The organism is Lysinibacillus sphaericus (assembly GCF_006864135.1).
GTDB lineage: Bacteria > Bacillota > Bacilli > Bacillales_A > Planococcaceae > Lysinibacillus.
Genome location: NZ_SADV01000037.1, coordinates 1 through 22,095, shown reverse-complemented (window position 1 = coordinate 22,095; position 22,095 = coordinate 1). Strand labels below are relative to the sequence as shown.

General features: G+C 33.1%; 15 protein-coding genes, 1 pseudogene and 1 other annotated feature. Of the genes and pseudogenes, 13 read left to right on the top strand and 3 right to left on the bottom strand.

The genetic code is table 11. The annotated features are described in order from the left end of the window. Positions 1-20: 20 nt before the first annotated feature. The 9 genes from C7Y47_RS23310 (at position 21) to trhO (ending at position 14,468) form a co-directional block, all read left to right on the top strand. Positions 21-860, top strand: coding sequence for a TnsA endonuclease N-terminal domain-containing protein (locus C7Y47_RS23310; RefSeq protein WP_142510928.1), 840 nt, complete (start codon positions 21-23; stop codon positions 858-860). Continuing rightward, positions 857-3,013, top strand: coding sequence for a Mu transposase C-terminal domain-containing protein (locus C7Y47_RS23305; RefSeq protein ID WP_142510927.1), 2,157 nt, complete (start codon positions 857-859; stop codon positions 3,011-3,013). Before C7Y47_RS23310 ends, C7Y47_RS23305 begins: the two co-directional genes overlap by 4 nt. Further along, the gene (locus tag C7Y47_RS23300; RefSeq protein ID WP_142510926.1) at positions 2,988-4,688 is read left to right on the top strand and encodes an ATP-binding protein; all 1,701 of its coding nucleotides are present in this window, start codon (positions 2,988-2,990) and stop codon (positions 4,686-4,688) included. The genes C7Y47_RS23305 and C7Y47_RS23300 overlap by 26 nt, the downstream gene beginning before the upstream one ends. Before the next feature lie 93 nt (positions 4,689-4,781). Then, entirely contained in the window at positions 4,782-6,614 is a 1,833-nt protein-coding gene (locus tag C7Y47_RS23295) for a TnsD family Tn7-like transposition protein (protein WP_142510925.1), read from the top strand. Continuing rightward, positions 6,607-8,142 carry a Tn7-like element transposition protein TnsE gene (locus tag C7Y47_RS23290; protein ID WP_142510924.1) on the top strand — a complete coding sequence of 512 codons (1,536 nt, stop codon included), beginning with the start codon at positions 6,607-6,609 and terminating at the stop codon, positions 8,140-8,142. The genes C7Y47_RS23295 and C7Y47_RS23290 overlap by 8 nt, the downstream gene beginning before the upstream one ends. Before the next feature lie 128 nt (positions 8,143-8,270). After that, entirely contained in the window at positions 8,271-9,518 is a 1,248-nt protein-coding gene (locus C7Y47_RS23285; protein ID WP_142510923.1) for a DNA cytosine methyltransferase, read from the top strand. Then, positions 9,511-11,823, top strand: a complete 2,313-nt coding sequence (locus tag C7Y47_RS23280) for a sensor histidine kinase (protein WP_142510922.1) — start codon at positions 9,511-9,513, stop codon at positions 11,821-11,823. Before C7Y47_RS23285 ends, C7Y47_RS23280 begins: the two co-directional genes overlap by 8 nt. After that, positions 11,820-12,854 carry a response regulator gene (locus C7Y47_RS23275; protein ID WP_142510921.1) on the top strand — a complete coding sequence of 345 codons (1,035 nt, stop codon included), beginning with the start codon at positions 11,820-11,822 and terminating at the stop codon, positions 12,852-12,854. Before C7Y47_RS23280 ends, C7Y47_RS23275 begins: the two co-directional genes overlap by 4 nt. A 672-nt stretch (positions 12,855-13,526) precedes the next feature. Next, complete coding sequence (trhO, locus tag C7Y47_RS23270) at positions 13,527-14,468, top strand: oxygen-dependent tRNA uridine(34) hydroxylase TrhO (protein WP_142510920.1); 942 nt, start codon at positions 13,527-13,529, stop codon at positions 14,466-14,468. 206 nt (positions 14,469-14,674) lie between these two features. On the opposite strand, the gene C7Y47_RS23265 is transcribed toward trhO, so the two are convergent. The 3 genes and pseudogenes from C7Y47_RS23265 to C7Y47_RS23255 form a co-directional block, all read right to left on the bottom strand. Further along, positions 14,675-14,794 carry a YdhR family protein gene (locus tag C7Y47_RS23265; protein WP_436970134.1) on the bottom strand — a complete coding sequence of 40 codons (120 nt, stop codon included), beginning with the start codon at positions 14,792-14,794 and terminating at the stop codon, positions 14,675-14,677. A 16-nt stretch (positions 14,795-14,810) separates the two neighbouring features. After that, a pseudogene (locus tag C7Y47_RS25930) lies at positions 14,811-14,924 on the bottom strand (oxidoreductase); the annotation flags it as partial. Positions 14,925-15,167: 243 nt separating this feature from the next. Beyond that, complete coding sequence (locus tag C7Y47_RS23255) at positions 15,168-17,522, bottom strand: M13-type metalloendopeptidase (RefSeq protein ID WP_142510919.1); 2,355 nt, start codon at positions 17,520-17,522, stop codon at positions 15,168-15,170. A 673-nt stretch (positions 17,523-18,195) separates the two neighbouring features. On the opposite strand from C7Y47_RS23255, the gene C7Y47_RS23250 reads away from it, so the two are divergent. From C7Y47_RS23250 to C7Y47_RS23240, 4 genes are all read left to right on the top strand, one after another. Beyond that, positions 18,196-19,635 carry an MDR family MFS transporter gene (locus C7Y47_RS23250; RefSeq protein WP_142510918.1) on the top strand — a complete coding sequence of 480 codons (1,440 nt, stop codon included), beginning with the start codon at positions 18,196-18,198 and terminating at the stop codon, positions 19,633-19,635. Between the two features lie 489 nt (positions 19,636-20,124). Then, positions 20,125-20,366, top strand: a binding site (T-box leader). A gap of 58 nt (positions 20,367-20,424) precedes the next feature. Beyond that, positions 20,425-20,589, top strand: a complete 165-nt coding sequence (locus tag C7Y47_RS25145) for a hypothetical protein (protein ID WP_185903582.1) — start codon at positions 20,425-20,427, stop codon at positions 20,587-20,589. Positions 20,590-20,629: 40 nt separating this feature from the next. Then, positions 20,630-20,944, top strand: a complete 315-nt coding sequence (locus C7Y47_RS23245) for a hypothetical protein (protein ID WP_142510917.1) — start codon at positions 20,630-20,632, stop codon at positions 20,942-20,944. 565 nt (positions 20,945-21,509) lie between these two features. Next, positions 21,510-22,095 (top strand): helix-turn-helix domain-containing protein (locus C7Y47_RS23240; protein ID WP_142510916.1); only part of this gene is annotated, 586 nt, incomplete at its 3' end.

Genomic DNA, 22,095 nt, shown 5'->3' with positions numbered 1-22,095 from the left:
TAGCCAAAGGGGTGTTTTTTATGTCTAAAAGAACTAGAACATCTAAAGTTGAAAAGTGGATTAAAGAAGGTCGTGGCTCGGGAATTGGTGCCGATTATAAACCGTGGTTGAATATTCAAGATGTTTCCTCATTGGGAAGATCCACTCGTTTAAAAGGTATTAAAACGAAAAGGCAGCACGAATTTTTATCAGATTTGGAACGAAACTACTTTTATTTAATTGAATATTCGGATTTCGTTGTTGATATTCGAGAACAATTTCCTTTATTGCCGTTGGAAGAAACAATTGTCATTGCTGATGAATTAGGTCTAAAACATCCTACGGACCCTAAAACGAATGAGCCAGTTGTAATGACAACGGATTTTTTATTAACGGTAGAAAAAGGAAATGGGTTAGTAGAGCTTGCACGAACAATAAAAATGAAAGATGAGCTACTAAAACATCGAGTTATTGAAAAGTTTGAGATTGAACGAGTTTATTGGGAGCGAAGGCAAATTGATTGGGGCATTGTAACAGAGTTGGAGATTCCTAAAGAAATGGCTCGGAATATTAGCTATATTCATGATTATTATGATATTCAACAATATGATGCATTTCAAAATGTGAACCGACAACATATTGAAGATTTAGCAATGGCACTGTTACAGAGAATATTATGTGAAAGCAAAAGCATTAGAGAAGTTACAAATGTATTTGATAAAGAGACACATATGCCTTTAGGAAGTGGTATGACGCTATTTTATCATTTACTGGCACAGAAAATCATTCGAGTAGACATGTTAGAGCCGTTAAACGTGGAACAAATAATTGTTATTCAATCAATAGATGAAAGCAAGTTGAAGAAGGTGAAATACGGTTGATTTATATTAATCAAGTACTTCAATATACAGCAGATTCACAACGCATTCGTATTATTGAAATTGAAGAATCGTACGCCTATATAGTTAATATTGACACAACGAGTGCTATGCCTAAAAGAGAGCTATATAGCCATTTAGAGATAGAGCTTGAGCAAGGTGAATTATTGAGAATAAGCGATCCTTTTGCAAAAGCAATTCCAGATGATGAATTAACGTCTGTTCAAATTAGCAAACGAGATGAGGACTGGGCAACTGTAGAAAATTTTATCCTCCCTAATATGAAAGAGCTACTAAAGAAAAAGGGGCGTGAAGTAAAAATAATAGAGATTACCGCCGAGAGTGGCCTAGGCAAAACAAAGGTGAAAAAACTGCTAAGTCGCTATTGGCAACGAGGTATGAACAAAAATGCTATGTTACCTGATTACGCAAACTCGGGTGGTCGAGGGAAGACTAAAAATCTTAGCAATAATAAGGTTGGTCGCCCACGTAGAGTAACTGTAAATGGTGAATATCGAAGTGGCATTAATATAACTGAGGAGATTAAGACGCAATTTGAACATGCCATTAATAAATACTACCGCAAAGCCAATAACTATTCGTTAAAAGATGTGTACCATTTTATTTTGCGTGATTTTTATGCAGACCGTTATAAAGAAGATGGAGAAATTCAATATCGTATTTGGGAAGCAAATCGTATTCCTTCATATCATCAATTTTACTACTGGTTTAAAAAGCTTGAAGATCCTAAAAAAGATATTGAATTTCGTAAAAGTGCTAAGGAATACGAGTTAAAACATCGTCCTATTTTAAGTAATTCTAAAATTGAAACAAACGGACCTGGCACACGCTTTCAAATCGATGCAACGATTGCGGATATTTATTTGGTCAGCTCTTTTGATATAAATCGAATTATAGGTAGACCTGTTGTTTATGCAATTATTGACGTATATTCACGTATCGTTACAGGAATATATGTAGGATTGGAAGGCCCGTCTTGGCTAGGAGCAATGATGGCTTTAGATAATATGGTTGCTGATAAGGTTGAATTTTGTAAGCAATATGATATTGAGATTACTGATGAGCAATGGCCAACGTATCATTTACCCGAAATAATTATTGCTGACAGAGGCGAGTTTGAAGGCTATGCAGTAGCTGGACTTATTAATAATTTAAATATCAAAATCGAAAATACAACAGCGTATCGAGGGGATTTAAAAGGTATCGTTGAACGTAAATTCCGTACAATTAATGGAAAAGTAAAACAGAAAGCACCTGGTGCTATTCAAAAAGAATATCGAGAGCGTGGGGATAGAGATTATAGGCTCGATGCTACGCTGAATTTAAAGGAGTTTACGGCATTAATCATTACGATGATGCTTCAGCATAACCATAAAATCATTGATAAGTATCCGATGGAAAAAGTGATGATTACAGATGGCATTGTGCCAACTCCTATAAATTTATGGAACTGGGGTATTCAAAATCGGAAAGGTCGTCTTCGTACAGTAGATAGGGATATTTTACGTTTAAATGTGTTGCCACGTGGTAAAGCCACAATTTCACGAGCAGGTATCAAATTCAAAAATTTATTATATGGATCAAAGCGAGCAATCGAAGAACAATGGTATGCAAAGCTGAAAAACAAAAGTATTGATATTGTGTATGATCCACGTCATTTAGACAAAATTTATATCCCAAATGATAACGGAATGGATTATGAAACATGCATTTTATTAGAGTCTAGCCAGCAATATAAATTGGACTTTTTAGAAGAAGTTGTTTTCCAGCAACAACTACGAAATGAATTAGAGGAAGAGGAACGCTCTAAGCAAGTACAACTGACAATTAATACAGATACGATGATGGGTCAAATTATTAAGGCAGCAGAGCAAAAGAAAAAACAAGCCCTACATCAACCTACAAGTAAAAAAGAAAAACTAGCTGCGATTCGAGATAATAAAGCGAATGAAAAACAAGCTAATCGTGAGGAAGAAAAATTTGATTTGTCACCCACTGTAACTGAACAATCAACAGAAATCATAGATATTACATCTAGAATAAAGCTAGAAGAGCAACCGCAAAAGAAATCACCTTCACGTCTTATGGAAAAATTAAAGAGGAAGCGAGATGAGGAATTTGGAAAAGATGAATAATGTAGTCTTAAAAGGAGATATGGAAGAAGCAAGTTATAAGACTCAAATGCTTATTGAATATGCTCATAATCCTTTTATTGAAGCCCTACCGCCAATCTTTGATGAAGATGATGTGTTGGATCGTTTTGTGGTAACGCCGCGTATTAGTGAACAAGATAAGAAAAGTGAAGCAAATATTCGTTATCATGTTTTAAAACGTGTGAAAAACTTCATTCAGCCGTTGCCAATCCATTTTGAAGTAGAGCGTCGGTTATCAACTTTGATTCGTCGTGGTTATTTAGCCCGAAATCCGTTAGATAAATCATTCCTTGAACGGATTCGAATATTGCATCATCTACGTGAGGATGAAGAGCAGGCACATCAATATATTGATGAACGCTTAAACCATATTCGTTCAACAGCAGATAGTCTATCAATTATTGGCATCTCAGGTATCGGTAAAACAACTGCAATTGAACGTTTGTTGTTAATGTATCCTCAAGTCATTAAGCATGAATTGTACGAAGGACATCCTTTTAATCGCACTCAAATCGTTTGGCTTAAAATAGATTGTCCGTATGACGGTAGCTTATCGACCTTATGTAAAAGTTTCTTCAAAGCAATTGATGATTTATTAGGTACACGTTATTTAGAGAAATTCGGTTATTTAAATCGTGTTACCTCAACAATGTTATTACACATGACATCATTAGCGAGTATGTACGGCATTGGCATTCTTGTCATTGATGAAATTCAGCATTTACTTCATTCAAAAAATGACCAGGAAGAAATGCTAAATTTCTTTGTGACGTTATCAAACACAGTAGGTATACCAACAGTATTAATTGGTACCTCGAAAGCACAACAACTATTTAAAGGGAACTTCCGACAAGCTCGTCGTGCAGCAAGTGATGGTTCAATTATATGGGATCGTATGGCAGAAGATAGTGAAGAGTGGGAATTTTTCTTAGAAACTCTATGGGCATTTCAATGTTTAAAGATTCACTCAGAATTAACAGAAGAGTTGAAAAAAACATTTTATGAGGAATGCCAAGGAATTACCTCAGTAGCAGTTAACTTGTTCATTTTAGCTCAAGAAAGAGCCTTATTTGATGAAGCAAATGGAGAAGAAAGAATTACACCAAAAGTAATAAAGAAAACAGCAAGAGAAGATTTGAAAATTATCCAACCTATGATGAATGCATTACGTACGAATGACTTAAAGGCAATGTATAAGTATGAGGACATTATGATTAATCTAGATGATCTTATGATTAATCATAAAAAGAATACCGAATATGAGGGTAAAGTCAAGGAAGCTATGACAGAGCGTCAAAATACTCTTCAGTACAGACGACTAGAGATAACTGAAAATCTTAGTTATGAGATTGCTTCATTAGGAATTTTCGATACCTTAAATCCTAACGATATAAAAAAGTTAGTTTCCAAAGTTGTAGGTAACCAGCCAATTGAAAGTGAATATAACAATTTAAAGTTAGAAGCTATACAGAATGCAATGACTTTAAATCAAAAGAAAAAAGACCAGAAATTAAATCATACAAATAAAGATGAACTGTTACCTTTAGTAAGGTTAAGAGTAAAAGCGTTAGAAAGAAAAAAGCATCCGTATGAATTATTAAAAATAAATGGATATATAAAACCGTTTTTAGAGGAATTTATATTAAATGATTTATAATACTTTCTCTTAACTAATGGTACATCTTATGTCTGAAAAGCTAGCTATATCGGCATTATAGAAATAAGTCGAGTATTCCTAGGGGGACATTAGATGTTACCGTTTTTTACAAATCCTTATCCAAATGAATTAATCTATTCAGCCATTGCCCGGTATCATTTTTATAGTGGCAATATTGATTGTAAAGATACTTTGGAAGAGTTGTTTGACAATCGTTCTGTGATACCGAGTGTAGGGATTGGTAGCTATTTTTCTGTTTTGGCAGAGAAACTAGGTGCTCAATATTCTGTAGAATCGCTATTGGCTAACCACACAATTTATCCTTATTATGCTTCATTTTTGTCGAAGCAGCGTCAACAAGAAATATTAAATGATGTAAAAGATGATGGTAAGGCACTTTATACAAGGCTAGGAATGGTCGCTGGAGGCATTTGTAATAAAAGCGGTATCTATTATTGTGCTATTTGTGCAAAATCAGATACAGAACAATTTGGAGAGCCCTATATTCATCGGGAGCATCAACTACAAGGAATAGATTATTGTCCTCACCATGAAGTTCTATTAAGAGAATACTCGGTAACCAAAGATAGTCGAATTGAGTATATTCGATTTGAATTAAGATATATGAATTTATCAGACATATATGAGATCGATGCGCATAAAGAAGTGTCAGTTTATTTAGCAAAGCAAGCTTACAAATTACTTCATTTACCGTTATACTCACTTTCAAGGGAAGACATTAATTCTAAATATAAAGCATTGTTACGAGAGCATAATTTAATAACAGCTTCGAACCAGGTTCGTCAGCATGAGTTGCATCAAGCTTTTAAAGTTACATTTTCGAGGGTTTTTTTAAAATACCATGAAAGCGAGTTAAATGAGGAAGATGAATATAATTGGCTAAAGGTATTAACTCGTAATATGAAACGTCATGTACATCCATTTCGTCATTTGCTTTTTCTATATTTTTTAAAGCTAGATATAGAGGAGCTTGTTGTGCTTACAAAAGACATAGGGGCTTTTGGTAAAGGACCATTCCCCTGTTTAAATAAGGCTGCATCACATTACCAGCAACTAATAATTCAAAAGGTAGAAGTGACCAGAGACTATAAATCCAAAAATTTGATTGGTACATTTACATGTTCATGTGGTTTTATTTATGCAAGAAAACATACAACAGATATGTTTGAAATAGGCCGAGTAAAAGCGTTTGGTGAGGTATGGATAAAAAAATTAGAAGCTCTTGAAAAAGAAAAATGGAGCATTCGGGCGATGGCGAAAATTTTAGGTGTAGATTCTAAAACAATTAAAAGGTATTTAAATGGAAATGTCGAATTAAAATTAGTAGAAAGTCCTGAATACGATCTTGATAAATTAGGCCAATATAAGCAAGAATTGCTAAAAGAAATAAAACAGAATCCAAATCTTTCTCGTACAACATTACGAAAAAAATTTGCGAAACAGTATATGTATTTATATCATTATGACCGATGTTATTTAGAGAGTGTGTTGCCTAAAGTACAGCTAAGAGATAATCCAACAACATCTGTAGATTGGTCGAAGCGAGATCAACAATATGTGCAACAAATTAAGATGCTTTATCAGCAATTGCTACGAGAAGAGGAACCTATACGTATAACTACTTCGAAAATTGGCAAGAGGCTAGGTATACTTGCAAATTTAGAGCAACGTTTAGATAAGTTATCAAAAACGAAACAGTTGTTAAATGAAATAACGGAGTCCGGACAGGAGTTCCAATTACGTCGTTGCTACAAAGTAATTGATAATTTGCTTGAGAACGGTGAGCCAATAATATTGTGGAAAGTGCAACGAATAGCAGCTGTTAAATCACATCATTTTCAGGAAATAAAACCTTTATTAGAACGGTATTTAGAGACGAAGCAGGAAGTGAGAAACGGTGAGTGAACAACAAGTTAAACTGAATAACTGGCCTTTTGAAAAGGGAGAGCAAGCACAATTAATTTGGATTAGCTCTCCTTTTCGCTATGAAAAGAAAATAATGATTTACGCATATTTTAGAGCTAAAGGTATAACGGAAAAATTATTAGTCGATTGGGGTACGCTCCCTGCATTGGCAATCCAACATTATTATGTGGACGGCGATATTAGAAAAAGCAGCATACCCAAAAAAAAAACTGAGGAAATTGACATCACAATTTATCCAGATAAGGTTAATACCCATGAGAAAGAATGGGATATTTACGGGACGAATGATAAGGATATTTCAAGGAGTTTTATTGTAAAGCAAGCCAATCAAAGCTATATTCTTCCGTTAATTGAGGTAGTTCGAAGCATTTTAGCACCGAATCGTTTTCTACTATATAGACTTTTCGAATCACATTCATTCCCACAATATTTTATAGAACACTATGGGGATAATAAAATCCATTTGGATTTTACATCACTGTATAATCGAAAATACACACAATCAAATTTTCTATACCAACTTGTATGGCTACTTACAAATCAAGATTTAAGAAATATATTTGAGAATGTAGCTTATACATTTAACAATACTAGTATTTTAAAGTTTGATTGGTCATTTAGCCAGCCAATTACAATTAAAGCAATAGTGAAATCTAATGCAACTGGTGGCACTGTGCTAAGAGTGGTAAGTGTGAAAAATAAACTTATTCCTTACAGTGAAATTACTTTTGGTCACCCTGAAGTAGTCCAATCTGAAAAATACAATGAACCTAAGAAATATACATTACATAAGAGAAATATAAATGGTAAGCAAGATGAATTATTGTTAGATGAAGAAATTGAAGGGACAACTGATGATTTTGATATTATTGAAATGGACAATCAAAAACATGAATATTTTAAGCCACCAAAAATAACAAAGATGCGTAGAAATTCTAATAAAATGCGAGAATTTGAAGATGAAAATACAAAGAAACGATTTATAAATGAAGAAGGTAAACGCTCAACAGCTGATTTAGGAGGGAATCTAGTCACAAAAGGATTAGAGCAATCATTATTGGATATCCAGATTGATGGTGAATTAGGTGATTTTATAAAAGTAATGAGAGTATTACATGATTTACATGAAGTACTATCTATTAATACCATTCAAGGGAGCTTAAGGGGTTTTTCTAGTACGAAGCGTTTTGTTTATTTAAGTGATGGTATTACGGAAAGGAAATATGTGATTGCTGAGGTGAGGTTGTTTTCTGGAAGAGAAGTCAGCGTGATTGAAATAGAGCGTGAAGATAAAGCATTATCGACTTTAATATGTTCTTTAAATAAACTCGAAAATAGAGCATACGTATATCAACGAGTATTAACAAGCTTAATAAACGCCTTGGGGACTTGGGACAAAGAAGAACTAAAATTTATTCCATTTAAATTTTTCTTATTGAGGCATGGAAAGAAAGAGCCTAGGCATTGGGCAGGTAGATTATTCAATCGAATTATTGAGTTAGAATAAAGATTGCTTATTAAAGAAGTTAGGAGAATAGATAGCTGTTTTGGATTTTAAAATGTAAATAAATATGATTACAAGCAGTTTTTAATATGATATCCTGGTACCAGTATATTTGAAAATAGGTGATATGAATGGTAAGGGAGTTAAAAGTTTTAGATTTATTCTCTGGTGCAGGAGGAATGTCTGAAGGTTTTTTACAAGCAGGTTTTCATATTGTTTCCGCAACAGATTATAGCAAGGAAGCAGCAGAAACATATATAAATAGACATAAGAAATTGGGTTATAACGTAAACTATTTTAATGGAGACATTAGAGATTTAACACATAGTAAGAAGAAACTTAAGGAGTTTGTAGGGAATGAAACAATCGATGTTATCGTAGGAGGGCCACCTTGTCAGGGATTTAGTTTATCAGGAAAAAGATTAGCAGATGATATTAGAAATACATTATTTATTGAATATTTAAAAGTAGTTAAATTTGTGAAACCGGAATATTTTGTGATTGAAAATGTTGAGGGGCTCTTATCATATAAATTCGAAAAAATAAAAGGTTTAGATGGCCAAATCTATGAAGATGTAAGTCCGCAGGAAATAATAAAAAACGAAGCTTTTAAAATGGGGTATTTTGTTGATTTTCGAGTGTTAAATGCAAAGGATTTTGGTGTTCCTCAAAATAGACCTCGTGTAATTTTTTTAGGCCATAAGATAAGAAGATATCGAAGTGGTAAATATAAAGATTTAGTTACCCCACCTAATTTTCCTACTGCGCAAAATATTTTTGTTAATACTGAAGATGCTATTTCAGATTTAAATTTCATAGGTAATGGAGAAATCCAAATAAAATATAACAATGAATATGGAAATAAATCTGATTATCAAAAAATGTTAAGAAGAGGAGTTACACCAGGGAGTAATGGACTGCCTATTCGGTCAAGGACACTATTTAATCATCAAACTTCAAATCATAATGATAAGACAATAGAACGGTTTAGCTTATTAAATCCAGGTGAAAGTATAAATGATTTGCTAGAGAGATTACCACCTTCTTTGAAAGAAATATATCAAACTAAAAAATTCAGATGTGCGAAACTTGATAAAAACGACATTTCACCTACTGTATTAACATTGCCAGATGATATTGTTCATTATGATATGAATAACCCAAGAATTCTTACTGTTAGAGAATTTGCTAGATTGCAATCCTTTGATGACAGTTTTGAGTTTAAAGGAAAAAGAACTACTGGGGGAGATAGAAGAAAGTATGAGACCCCGCAATATACACAAGTAGGTAATGCTGTACCTCCTTTATTTGCAAAGGCGATAGCTTTAGAAATTAGGAAGGCAATAATTCAAACTGAAAAGGATGAACTAAATGAATAATAATACAATGTCTTTTAAGGTAAGTTCGGGTTTGAAGAATTTGATTGGTAAAGAGCTTATTACTAATGAATTTGTTGCAATATTTGAATTAGTGAAGAATTCATTTGATGCTCATGCAAAAAATGTGAAAATAGTCTTTAATGATATTTATAAGAATAACGCTAGTATTGTAATTTTTGATGATGGGAAAGGGATGGATATTGAAGATATAGAAAACAAATGGCTTTTTGTAGCATACTCAGCAAAAAAAGATGGAACTGAGGATGACAGGGAAACAAAAGATTATAGAGAAAAGTTGAAGTCTAAAAGAGGATACGCAGGCGCAAAGGGTGTCGGAAGGTTTTCTTGTGATAGATTAGCAAGTAATCTAAACCTTATAACAATAAAGGATAAAGTATCAACAAAAATTGAAAACATCAAAGTGGATTGGGAAAAGTTCGAAAAAGATCAAACTGAAGAATTTTTAAATATTAATGTAACGCATGATACATTAAATTCATGTGACTATCCAATTAGTCATGGAACAATTTTAGAATTAACAAAACTCAGAGATAAATGGGATAGAAAAAAAATATTAAATTTAAAAAAATCTCTGGAAAAATTAATTAACCCTAATGAACAAGATGAAGAATTTTCAATAGAAATTATTGTGAATGACGAAAAGAAAATAGATGACAATAAAAAAGATGATAATGACAAAGTAAATGGTTATGTGAAAAATACGATTTTTAAAGTGTTGGAAATAAAAACTATGAGAATACATAGTCGGATAACTGAAGATGGAGCTTATATAAAAACAACTTTAGAAGATAGAGGGAAAATAATTTATAAACTTATTGAAGTGAATCCTTTTCATCTATTAAAAAATATCAATATAGAGATATTCTATTTAAATCGTTCAGCAAAAATCCATTTCAAAAAAATAATGGGAGTTGATTCAGTTAATTATGGATCTATTTTTTTGTTTAAAAACGGCTTCAGAATATTTCCAATTGGAGATGTTGGTGATGATCCGTTTGGAATGGATAAAAGAAAAACTCAAGGTTATGCAAGATACCTTGGTTCTCGAGAGGTAATAGGTAGGATAGAAATAGCTGGGGTTAATGAAGAACTTAAAGAAACTACTAGTAGAGATGGGGGTTTAATAAAAAATGAAAGCTACATTATGTTAGAAAAATCATTTTATTCATCATTAAGGCGCCTCGAAAAATATTTAATAGATATTATAAGATGGGGAGATCCTATAAAAACGGAAGGAATTGAAAGTCCTGCTTTATATCCGGAGGATGTAAAAGAAGATATTTTAAAATTTATTAAAAAGATCTCAAAAGCAAATGATGTTATTAGTATTGAATATGATGAGGATTTTTTTGATATCATTGAAGAAAGACAGGATAAAAGTGTATCGAAAGAGATATCAGACTTAGCAAAAACAGCACTTAGATCAACAGATAATAAAGATTTACATAAGGAAATAACGAAAATTGGTAAGAGATTTAATCAATTATTAGATGAAAAAGAAAGTTTTGAAGAAGAAATTATTTTTAGAGAGTTTGAATTAGAGAAAAAAGAAGAAGAGATAACACAAACTAAATCAGAATTAAAGCAAACATTTAATCAAAATTTATTTTTAAAATCAGTTTCTACTTTAGACTTAGATAATATAATTAGTTTGCATCATCAAATAGGAATCTACTCAAATGATATAAATGCACAGTTAGTCATTTGGAACAGGCGTATAGCTAATGGTAAAGAATTTAGTATAGAGCAAGTGAAGAAAATGTTAGATAACATTGAATTTTTGAATAAAAAAATTATATCTGTAGTTAAATTTGCTACTAAAGCAAATTTTAATCTCCAATCTGAAAAAATTGAAGCAGACCTTGTAATCTTTATTGAAGATTATATTGAAAATGTATGTAGAGTAATGGACGATAATGATTTGATTTTTAAAATTAGTAGCAATCCAAATAATTCTTTCGTTACTAAATTTAAACCTATAGAGCTATCGATTGTTCTAGATAATTTAATCAATAATTCAAGAAAATTTAAAGCTCAAAATATTAGTATAGAACTAGTAGTAGAAAATGATAAATTAATTCTTAACTTTGTTGATGATGGTCATGGTCTTGATGAAAGCATAAAAAATTATAGTAAGATATTTGAAAAAGGTTTCAGTACAACTTCAGGTTCAGGGTTAGGATTATTCCATACTCAACAAATATTATCAGAGTTAAACGGGACAATTAGTGTATTGTCAAATATAGAAAAAGGTGTAGGGTTTAAAATTGAGGTGCAAAAATGAGATTAAAATATGAGATATTATGGTTTGAAGATAATGTATCGTGGTTTTCTACAATAAGTGATGCGATAAATGAACTTTTGGAAGAAAAAGGTTTTAAAATGATTGTACACAGATATGATAATGATAGTGAAGGTCTATTTAAAATATTAAAAGAAAGTGATTGTGATTTAATATTAATGGATTATAGTTTAGAAAACCAAAAAGGTGATGAAATAATTAAAAGCATCAGGGACCTTGAGATATACACGGATATAGTTTTTTATTCACAAAGTGGGGCAAAATTTATTCGAGATTTGATTAGAAAACAAGGGATAGATGGGATTTTCTGTTCAAGTAGAGATTTCGAAGAGTTTGAAGAAAAAGTAAACGGTGTGATTGGAAATACGATTAAAAAAGTTCAGGATGTTAACAATATGAGAGGGTTAGTTATAGCAGAAACTATAGATCTTGAATCCAAAATAGCAGATATTCTCAAAGGTTATCTTAGTGTGATCTATGAAAATGATATAAAAAAAGCAACAATCCTTAAAAACATTTGTGATAAGAAACAGGAACAGTTTTTAAAAGAGAGTGAATTGATTAATGTCATTCATCAAAAAAATATTAATGAATTGATAGATGAGAATATTTTGACAACTTATAATCTGTATACAGGGCTTCAGAGTTTATTAAAAAGTGATATAAAAGAATTAAATGTATTATTACAATCAAAATCAAATCAAGAAGAAAGAATAGAAATTGAGGAAAAAAGGGAATTATTACTTTCTATTAAGGAAAGAATATCAAATTTTGAAAAAGAGATTATTTTAATTAGGAACACGTTAGCGCATGTAAAAGAGTTAAAGGACCCTAACTCTGGAACATCTTACTTGGAGAGCGTACATAGAAATGGAACAAAGATTATATTTGATGATAATAAATATGTGGAAATTAGGAGAAATTTAGTAGAATATTCAGAGTGTATTAGTGAACTAAATGAGTATTTTTTAAATAATGCAAAATTATCTGATTCTATAAAAACTTCTAAATAAACTTCGTAAAAAGAAAAAATGAGTAAAAGTATGCTTTTTAATCAAACTTTTTTATAAAAAACTAATCTTAGTTAAAATTAATTTCACTCATTTTGATCAATCTTTGTTCAAAATGAATGGGTTTCTTCTATCTATAAAATCAACGTCTGCAGCATATTTTTAATCAAACTTTATTCCAAACCAACATGTGAGTTATAACTAATACTGTCACATTTTATTTATAATTATATTTGTCATATAAAATATAAGATGATGTGACACTAAAATAAACCTTGGTACAGTGTAGTTGTTATTGTATCAAGGTTTATATTTTTTTCAAATTATTTTTTATAGTAAAATACATTACAAATAAGATTAAAAACTTCTGCAAAATTTATAATTAATATTGTCATTTTGTTGGGTTTCAAAAAAGTCGTATACTTTACATTAAAGCGAGATAGTTAATTTATTTACTTACCAGTTCTTTACTTTATTGATCTCATTAACTGGATCGGTTATTTCTTGTTAGTTCAAATCCGCTGAACACTTCAAAAGTTCTTTAAAAACAATATTGTATACCCATTTCAGCCTAATTACCGATAGCATATTAAATGATTATCCTTTATGTTTAATAGGTCGTAAAAGACACTATCGGGTATATCCTGCAAATATATGAAATGATAGGTGGATACAATGAATTATCAAGTCTTATTATATTACCATTACACGAAAATTGAAGATCCAGCTGTATTTTCAGCAACGCACTTAGCAATGTGTAAAGAAATCGGTTTAAAAGGTCGTATTTTAGTAGCCAATGAGGGCATTAACGGTACTGTTTCAGGTACGATTGAGCAAACAGAGCAATACATGGCAAACATGGAAGAAGACCCATTATTTAAAGGCATTGTCTTCAAAATTGATGCGGCAGATGGGCATGTATTCAAAAAAATGCACGTACGCCCACGTCCTGAGTTAGTAAACTTAGGCTTAGAAGAAGACGTAAACCCACATGAATTAACAGGTCGCTACCTGTCACCAGAACAATTCCTTGCTGAAATTCAAGATGAAAATACAGTAGTATTAGATGTGCGTAATACGTATGAATACGATGTCGGCCATTTTCGTGGCGCGATTCGACCAGATGTACAAAACTTCCGCGATACACCGGAATGGGTACGTGCAAACCGCGAGCTATTCGAAGGGAAAAATGTTTTAACATACTGCACGGGCGGGATTCGTTGCGAGAAGTTTTCGGGCTGGATGAAACGTGAAGGCTTTGGCGATGTTGGCCAATTACACGGCGGTGTTGCAACATACGGAAAAGACCCTGTTGTGAAAGGCCAATTATGGGACGGTCAAATGTACGTATTTGATGAGCGTTTAACGGTACCGATTAATCAAGTAGAGCATGTTATTATCGGTCGTGATCACTATGACGGCGAACCTTGTGAACGTTACATTAACTGTGCAAACCCTGAATGTAACAAGCAAATCATTGCATCTGAAGAAAATGAAGCAAAGCATTTAGGTGGCTGTACAATCGAATGTACAAAGCATGCGCGAAACCGCTACATTGTGCGTCACAATTTAACAGAAGAGCAAGTAGCGCAAACAATTGAGGCATTACAAGCATAAGCATGAAAAGCTGTCTAAACATAAAAACGTCATTTTTAAACACTAAAATAACCCTTGATACAGAGTAGTTTTTGCTGTATCAAGGGTTATATTTTTTGTTTTTTTACATTAGAAGACATAACAAATAAGATGAAAAACTTCTTGCAAAAAATGTTGGGTTTGAAACGAGATGGTTAGTTTATTTACTTACTGGTCCTTTATTGATCTTAGTAAGAATTAATGAAAAAGATTTTTCCGTTGACATCTGTTACCCCAAAGCCAGCTAATCTTTTAGAGTGCATATCTAAATATTTTTCAGCCGTTTCTTTTGTTTCGAAAAGATAAATTCCACCTGCCTCTTTAGTTACTTGACCAGGTTGTCACAGGTGCCATAACGACTCTATTCTTGATTGTTATTCCGCTTCTGAATGTGAAGGATTCAAATAACTTACATATTTTTGATACCTCTCTATCCATTATTTTAAAGATCCTGATTATATCTTTAAATGCCATCTTATGGCTGATAAAAGATGCGGGTGGTGTTAGTTAACGCTGATACTACCCCCATGGCTGAAAAAAGCAAAAACCAAGAATGCCGTAAAATTAGCATTCTTGGGCTTTTTATTTCGGTGTATTTACGCTAAAAAGACTTTCTAGACAGCCTTTGCTTCTATACACTGATGTAAGAGCTATCGGAAATAGCTCTATCTACTCTAATTTTTACCAGATGGAAACTCGATCCTCTGGAGCTACATACATGCCATCTCCAAGCTTAATTCCATAGGTATCATAGAATTGCTGGAAGTTCACAATCGTGCGGTTTACCCGAATTTTAGCGGCTGAATGTACATCGTTTTTGCTCAGATATGCTGCAAATTCTTTTGTGGTTGTGGATTTCCATATTTCTGCATTGCTTTCGAAATATGCTTTATAATCCGGATTACTCATTTTGGATACAACTTGCAGCGAAGCCGCCATTCCACCTAAATCAGCGACATTCTCACTTAGTGTAAGTTGACCATCATTCAACACACCCGGAATAATCTCAATGTCATTATAGAACTTAATCAGTTCCTGGTTTTTCTCTTCGAATTTCTTAAAGTCTTCTTCTGTCCACCAGTTATTTGCATTTCCATTTTCGTCGTAGGCAGATCCATTGTTATCAAATGCATGGCTGATTTCATGGCCAATGACCATGCCAATGGCACCGTAATTTTCTTCAGGTTTAGCATTAATATCATAGAAAGGCGCTTGGAGAATACCGGCAGGGAACGTAATTTCGTTATTAAAAGGGTTGTAGAATGCATTTACGGTATAAACGCTTGTTAACCATTCTGTTCTATCCACCGGTTTTCCTAGCTTGGCTTTCGTGTTATCAATGTATGCTTTGGTTACTGTGAAGGTATTAGAGAACAACGAACCGCCTTCGTCATATGTCTTGATAGCTACTTTATCTAATGTCGTATCCCACTTATCTGGGTAACCGATCTTAACAATCATCGTATGCAGCTTTTTAATTGCTTTAGCTTTTGTTGTTTCTGACATCCAATCAAGAGATTGGATTCTTTCTTCATACGTAGCGATTAACTTCTCTACCATTTGTTCAACATCTTTTTTAGCTTCTGGTGAAAAATGTTTGTCGGCAAACATTTGCTCCAAATATCCGCTCATTGTGCCAGTTGTCATGGCAACTGCGATTTCCTGATCTGTTTTTTCTCCTGTAACGCCGTATAACGTCGCGGAAAACTCATTTGCAGCGTCTTTGAATTCATCTGACAATAAACGGCCAGTTGCTGAAAGCAGTTGTACTTTGGAGTAAGCTTTAAGTATGTCAAGATTATCTTCAGACAAGAGTTCCGCGCCTTTTTGTGCTAACTTCACATCGAATACGATTACTTTATCAGCACTGTCGACTTTCATCGATTTTAAGACTTGTTTCATATCTACTGTTTTGAACATATCATCGAATTGTTCGATTGTATACGGATTATAGTATTTATTGACGTCGCCTTGTTCATGAGGTTCAAGCGATACGGAAGCTAAGCTTTTCTCCATCCCGTAAATTTTCTCGGCGTGGGCTTTCGCTGCAGACTCTCCCTCACCCGATGACACGAGAAGCTTAGACATATATTGAATATAGGCTTTTTTCGCTATCTCGTCTTCCGTTACAAAGCTGTTCTTATCCAGACCAGTAGCTAATCCGGTATAATATAAAGCATTTTCACTGCTGTTCTTTGCATCGTTCATGATTGTAAAGCTGAATAATGAGCTTAGACCCAATTCTTTTTCCAGGGCAAGATCTGCTTGAACGAGCTCAGCAAGCGTTTTAGCCCCGTCAATTGCCTTTACATATTTTTGGATGGGCTCAATCCCTTGTTTATTTCTATTTTTTTTATCCAACGCAGTCGAATAAAAGTCGGCAATTTTCTGTTCTTTTGTTCCTTTATCGAATTGTTTACCAACGAGCTCATTTATTATTTTTTCTATTTTATCGGTATTTTGCTTTTGCAGCTCAGGAAAACCGCCACCCATGATTTCTCCTGTCGGAATTGTCGATTTATTTAACCATTCCTTATTGATTGCTTCATAAAAATCGTCATTTAAATGGGAGCCTTTAAGCGTCCACACTCTGGCAATAATTTTTTTGAACTCATTGATCGTAATATTGTCATTTGCGCCTAATGTGCCGTCAGGTTTTCCCATCAGTACGCCTGCCTTTGCAAGTTTATCGATATCTTTCTTAGCCCAATCTGGTACATCAGTGAACTCGACACCAAATGTTCCGCTGCGCAGATCATTTCCGACCGGCTTTGGCAATTCGCCGAATGCCCTACTCAACATGACTAAAGCTTCAACCTTCTTAGCTGGCTCATTTTCTCTTAAATCTTCGTTTTTAGAGCCTTGCATAATGTCTTCTTTATTAATTCCTGGTTGATAAGCGTCTGCTGCCATCAACAAGGTTTTAACGATTTCTCCTCTTGTCGCTGGTGGCGACGTTTCATAGGCAAACGCTGATACGCTAATTGATAGGACCATTATTATGGCCATGAGTAAAGATAAAACCTTCTTTTTCATCTTCGTGCTCCTTTATAGTGGATTTGTATAAAAAAAGATAAATGGGTTGAATTTAGAATTTCTTACATTTAAATACCATTATAGTTGATTTATTTCAGTTTGAAAATATGTAAAAAGCTTTTTCATTTTCAAAAGAGCATTGTCTAGTCTAGCGCTTTTAAGCAAGAGCGGTACCACGAGTAAAGTCACTTTTTAGTTAAAAAAATTCCTTTATGATAGTATCACTTTTGCTAAAGTTAATATGAGGAAATGTGGCGAGTATTTAAGGGTTGGAAGGGAAGCACAAAGTCGATTCCGGGCGCAATTCCGAGGCATAATTGATTTCAAAGCAATATGCGTGCTCGTTTATAATAAGAATGATAGTTTGTCATAACGTTTGATAAAAATCACCTCTTTAGTTATTCTTGGAGGTGATTTTTAATGTATATATATGTTAAAATTGATGTTTATCCTGTGAAAAATTGTCCTTGAACTGACTTAGCTGGTTAGTGCAATAAAGGAACTTTATTGATTATCTATATTGTTTATAGATAATCCAAAAATATACTTAGTTATATATTGAATAATTTTAACTTCTTTCGCGCAGATGCTGCTGCTTCGCTTGCACGCAGGCCGATTCCGGACGCCATTATGCCGAGGCATAATTAATCTGTATAGAAGTAAAGGGGAAAATATGAGAAAAAAAGTTATCTTATCATTAATGTTAATGACATTTCTTTCAGCTGTAGAAGGGACAATTATTAGTACAGCAATCCCCCGTATTACAAGTGATTTGTCAGGTGTCGAACTTGTTAGTTGGGTATATGCAATTTATATGCTTGCCACAGCTGTTTCGACACCAATATACGGGAAGCTGGCTGATTTATTCGGTCGTAAAAAAGTTTTACTGATTGGAGCTACGATATTTTTAGTCGGCTCTGCACTTTGCGGTGTTGTTACATCGATGGAACAGCTTATCGTCTTTCGTGCCCTTCAAGGTCTAGGTGCTGGCGCTATTATGCCAATAACAATGACAATCATGGGTGACTTATATAGCGAAGTGAAAGACCGTGCAAAAGCACAGGGCTGGATTAGTGCTGTTTGGGGCATCTCTGGTGTAATCGGACCATTAGTTGGAGGATTTTTAGTCGATTCTCTTTCTTGGCGCTACATCTTCTTCTTAAACGTTCCATTTGGAATTATCGCTTGCTTAATGATTGTCATTTATTATAAAGAATCTATTAAGCCTGCTAAGCACCATATCGACTATTTTGGTGCAACAGTATTTTCATTAAGTACAATCGCGCTACTATACGCGTTATTAACAGGTAGCAGTAAGCAAAATTGGGGGGACATTACAATTATTGGTCTCTTAATCTTTGCAGCTGTTTCATTCATTATTTTCTTATTTATTGAGAAAAAATCTCCGGAACCATTAATTCCGCTAGCACTTTTCTCTAACCGTACATTATCTATTATAAACATATTAACTCTTATTTCTGGTGCAATGATTATTAGTATTACAATGTATCTTCCGATTTGGAGCCAAGGTGTATTAGGAAAAAATGCGACAGAGGCCGGACTCGTTTTAATGCCACTTCCCGTTATGTGGACATTTGGCACTATTTTTTCTGGTAAATTAATTGATTACTTAAAAACGAAACAAATCATTCTACTTGGAGCTAGCATTCTTTCAGTTGCTGCCTTTTCACTATTTACATTGTCAACAGACTCACCAACATTCCTTATTTATGTTGCAGTTGGATTATTCGGCTTAGGAATGGGGCTTATTATACCAATTTACATGGTAACAATTCAATCAGCTGTTCCAACTCATACGCGGGGAACGGCAATTGGCTTAAATACATTTATCAATACGTTTAGTCAAACATTAGGTGCTGCAGTTTTCGGGGCAATTTTCAACACGATGATTCACGCACAAGGTATTAAAAACCTTAATCTTGTATCTTCCGGTGGACATGGAGGAACTACAGCAACCATAGTAACCGAATCACAAGAGGCATTAGCTTCAGGTGTACATTTCATTTATATGAGTACTTTTATATTAGCGCTAGTAACTTTAGTAATTGTTTGGTTCTTATTAAAGCCATCCACACAAACTAGTGAGCAATAAAAAATAATTACTATAATGTTTAGAAATAATATGATTTCATATAAAAGAAGCGCGAGAAATCAATGTTTCTGATTTCTCGTGCTTTTTTAATACATACGTATCTATTCGTCTTTGACACTTTGTCGATATATGAAAACACTACTTATTATCCCAAGTGCACCAAATAACAAAATCCATTTTTTATTGAAAATAAACCCATACACTAGAATTGCGCTACCAATAATACCACTTGAAAAAGCACTGGATACTATGGATTTGTTTGTTGGTTTAGGAAATTGAATAGAGGGCCCCAGATTTTTATTTCCCCATTTACAAGCCGCATCCACAGCCATGGCTGTGGATGCCTCAGGAAGTGTCCAGCCGGAACGGAAATCAACCCTATGGTTAAAGCTTAAAATAATTTATTGACAATTCAAATAAAGAGGCTATAATAATTATCAAGATTTGCATAACGAAAAATTGTTGTTAACAATAATTTGGAGTATAAGAGTAAAAGTGTTGAAGAGAACTAGTAGTTTTAATGGAACTGACAGAAAGTAGCCGGTTGATGAGAGGCGCAAGGAAAGTTAAAATGAATTCATCTTGGAGCTGCGTACCGAACTTTAGTAGGCTACGACGGGTTTGCATCCGTAATCAATGCAAAGGTATCGCATTTAGCCGTACCTATTGAGAAGAGTTATGTGAGTAGCTCTTAAATTAAGGTGGTAACACGTTCATAACACGTCCTTTAGGTTTATTCCTAAAGGACGTTTTTTTATCTTCATTCAGCAGAAGCGGGTGGTAAGATGAATGCGATGTGATTCCTTTTATAGCGGAACTCAGTCTAAGAACGTCACGTTCTATGGCAATTTATGTGTAGCGAAAGCAAAGCGACAGCTACAAATGTTTTCTGTAGCGAAAGCAAAGCGGCAGCTACAATTACGCCAAGGCGAAATTGATTTTTTACTCTTATAGAACTTGCAATATTAATTCAATATTAAAGGAGTTGTATTGTATGTTTTTAAAACTGGAAGAACAATTAGAGATGATTCAAAAGGGTGTAGGTAAGATCGTTAATGAAGGAGAGGTTTTGCCTGATAACATCCCCACAATGTTAATTGAAATAGGGAAAGAGTCTGTACTTGATATTATTCCATCATTAATTGCTGAAGAATATATTCAAAGTAAAAGTGAGTTTATGCGATTAATGAAACAAAATGGTGTTTCTTTAAATGGAGAAAAACTTACAGAGGAAGACACTGACATCATATTAATGAATGATGAGATTTTACAATTTGGGGAGAAACGATCTATACGATTTATAAAATAAGGGAACTAAGTTGAATTATTCGCCAATCGATAATTAAACAACTATATCATAATCCTTTAGCAAGGTTTAAAAAAGAGACTGGGACAATAAGAAAAAATGTTGAACTGATTGTATTTCTATCTAACATTTTTTTGATTTAGGAAGATTGAAGCGAAAAAGTTATTATCTATTTTCGCTGTTTTTCAAAATATCGATTCAAGGACACTTCTTTCTCATTGGTTATGGTTTGTTCACTTTAATTTATAAGAAGGTGTCCTTTCTTTTTATTAGAATTTACATCTTCAAATACAAAGCCCATGAAACTTTACTGATCGTAAAATTTCATGGGCTCCTTTGTTATTATTTTGTCACAGCCTCATTTTCACCAGATTATATTTCCGTTCCAATGAATTCTAAAATTGCGGATGAATAATTTGAACCAACTATATAAATTACAACTAACAGAGAGAGTGTTTTTGTTATTTTGTTTTTTATCATATATTTCCGCCTTTCTATTTTACTTAAATTATATATAATGATTATAAGGTATTCTTTTTTTTGTAATATATGACAAAGGATTGGTTAAATGGATTTTGGTAGCACTTTTAGAAAATTGAGGTTACATAAAGGGTATAGTCTAGAATTTGTAGCAAAAGGAATCGTTTCGGTTTCATATTTATCAAAATTTGAAAGAAATGAGTCAGAAATTACATTACCTAAGATATTAGAACTACTTAATAGGATAAATGTTAAGTTTAATGAATTTTTGTTTATAAATAATGAATTCAAAAAAAATGATTTAGAATTGCTGATTGAAGATTTGAAAAAGGCTTATTTGCAAGGGAATTTAAAGATTTTAAAAAAATTAATTGATGATGAAAATGCAAATTTTGAAAAAACAGGATTATTAACTTTTAAATTAAATAGTATAATGGCACAAGCCATTTGTAGTGATTTAACCCATGAAAAAGTAGATAAAAAAGATATTGAATTACTTATAGATTACTTATGGGGCGTAGAAGTATGGGGAGAGTATGAAATAATTTTGTATGGGAATACATTACATATTCTGGGTGTAGAATCAGTTATAATGTTATCTTCTGAACTGTTAAAAAAAAGTATACTTTTTAAAAAAATAAAAAGTTATAGAAGGGACATGTATGGTATTTATT

Excerpts from the sequence above, each read along its gene's own strand:
- C7Y47_RS23255 (WP_142510919.1), bottom strand. The coding sequence starts at position 17,522 with ATGAAAAAGAAGGTTTTATCTTTACTCATGGCCATAATAATGGTCCTA.
- C7Y47_RS23280 (WP_142510922.1), top strand. The coding sequence starts at position 9,511 with ATGAATAATAATACAATGTCTTTTAAGGTAAGTTCGGGTTTGAAGAAT.
- C7Y47_RS23310 (WP_142510928.1), top strand. The coding sequence starts at position 21 with ATGTCTAAAAGAACTAGAACATCTAAAGTTGAAAAGTGGATTAAAGAA.
- C7Y47_RS23245 (WP_142510917.1), top strand. The coding sequence starts at position 20,630 with ATGTTTTTAAAACTGGAAGAACAATTAGAGATGATTCAAAAGGGTGTA.
- C7Y47_RS23295 (WP_142510925.1), top strand. The coding sequence starts at position 4,782 with ATGTTACCGTTTTTTACAAATCCTTATCCAAATGAATTAATCTATTCA.
- C7Y47_RS23275 (WP_142510921.1), top strand. The coding sequence starts at position 11,820 with ATGAGATTAAAATATGAGATATTATGGTTTGAAGATAATGTATCGTGG.
- C7Y47_RS23300 (WP_142510926.1), top strand. The coding sequence starts at position 2,988 with ATGAGGAATTTGGAAAAGATGAATAATGTAGTCTTAAAAGGAGATATG.
- trhO (WP_142510920.1), top strand. The coding sequence starts at position 13,527 with ATGAATTATCAAGTCTTATTATATTACCATTACACGAAAATTGAAGAT.
- C7Y47_RS23285 (WP_142510923.1), top strand. The coding sequence starts at position 8,271 with ATGGTAAGGGAGTTAAAAGTTTTAGATTTATTCTCTGGTGCAGGAGGA.
- C7Y47_RS23250 (WP_142510918.1), top strand. The coding sequence starts at position 18,196 with ATGAGAAAAAAAGTTATCTTATCATTAATGTTAATGACATTTCTTTCA.
- C7Y47_RS25145 (WP_185903582.1), top strand. The coding sequence starts at position 20,425 with ATGCGATGTGATTCCTTTTATAGCGGAACTCAGTCTAAGAACGTCACG.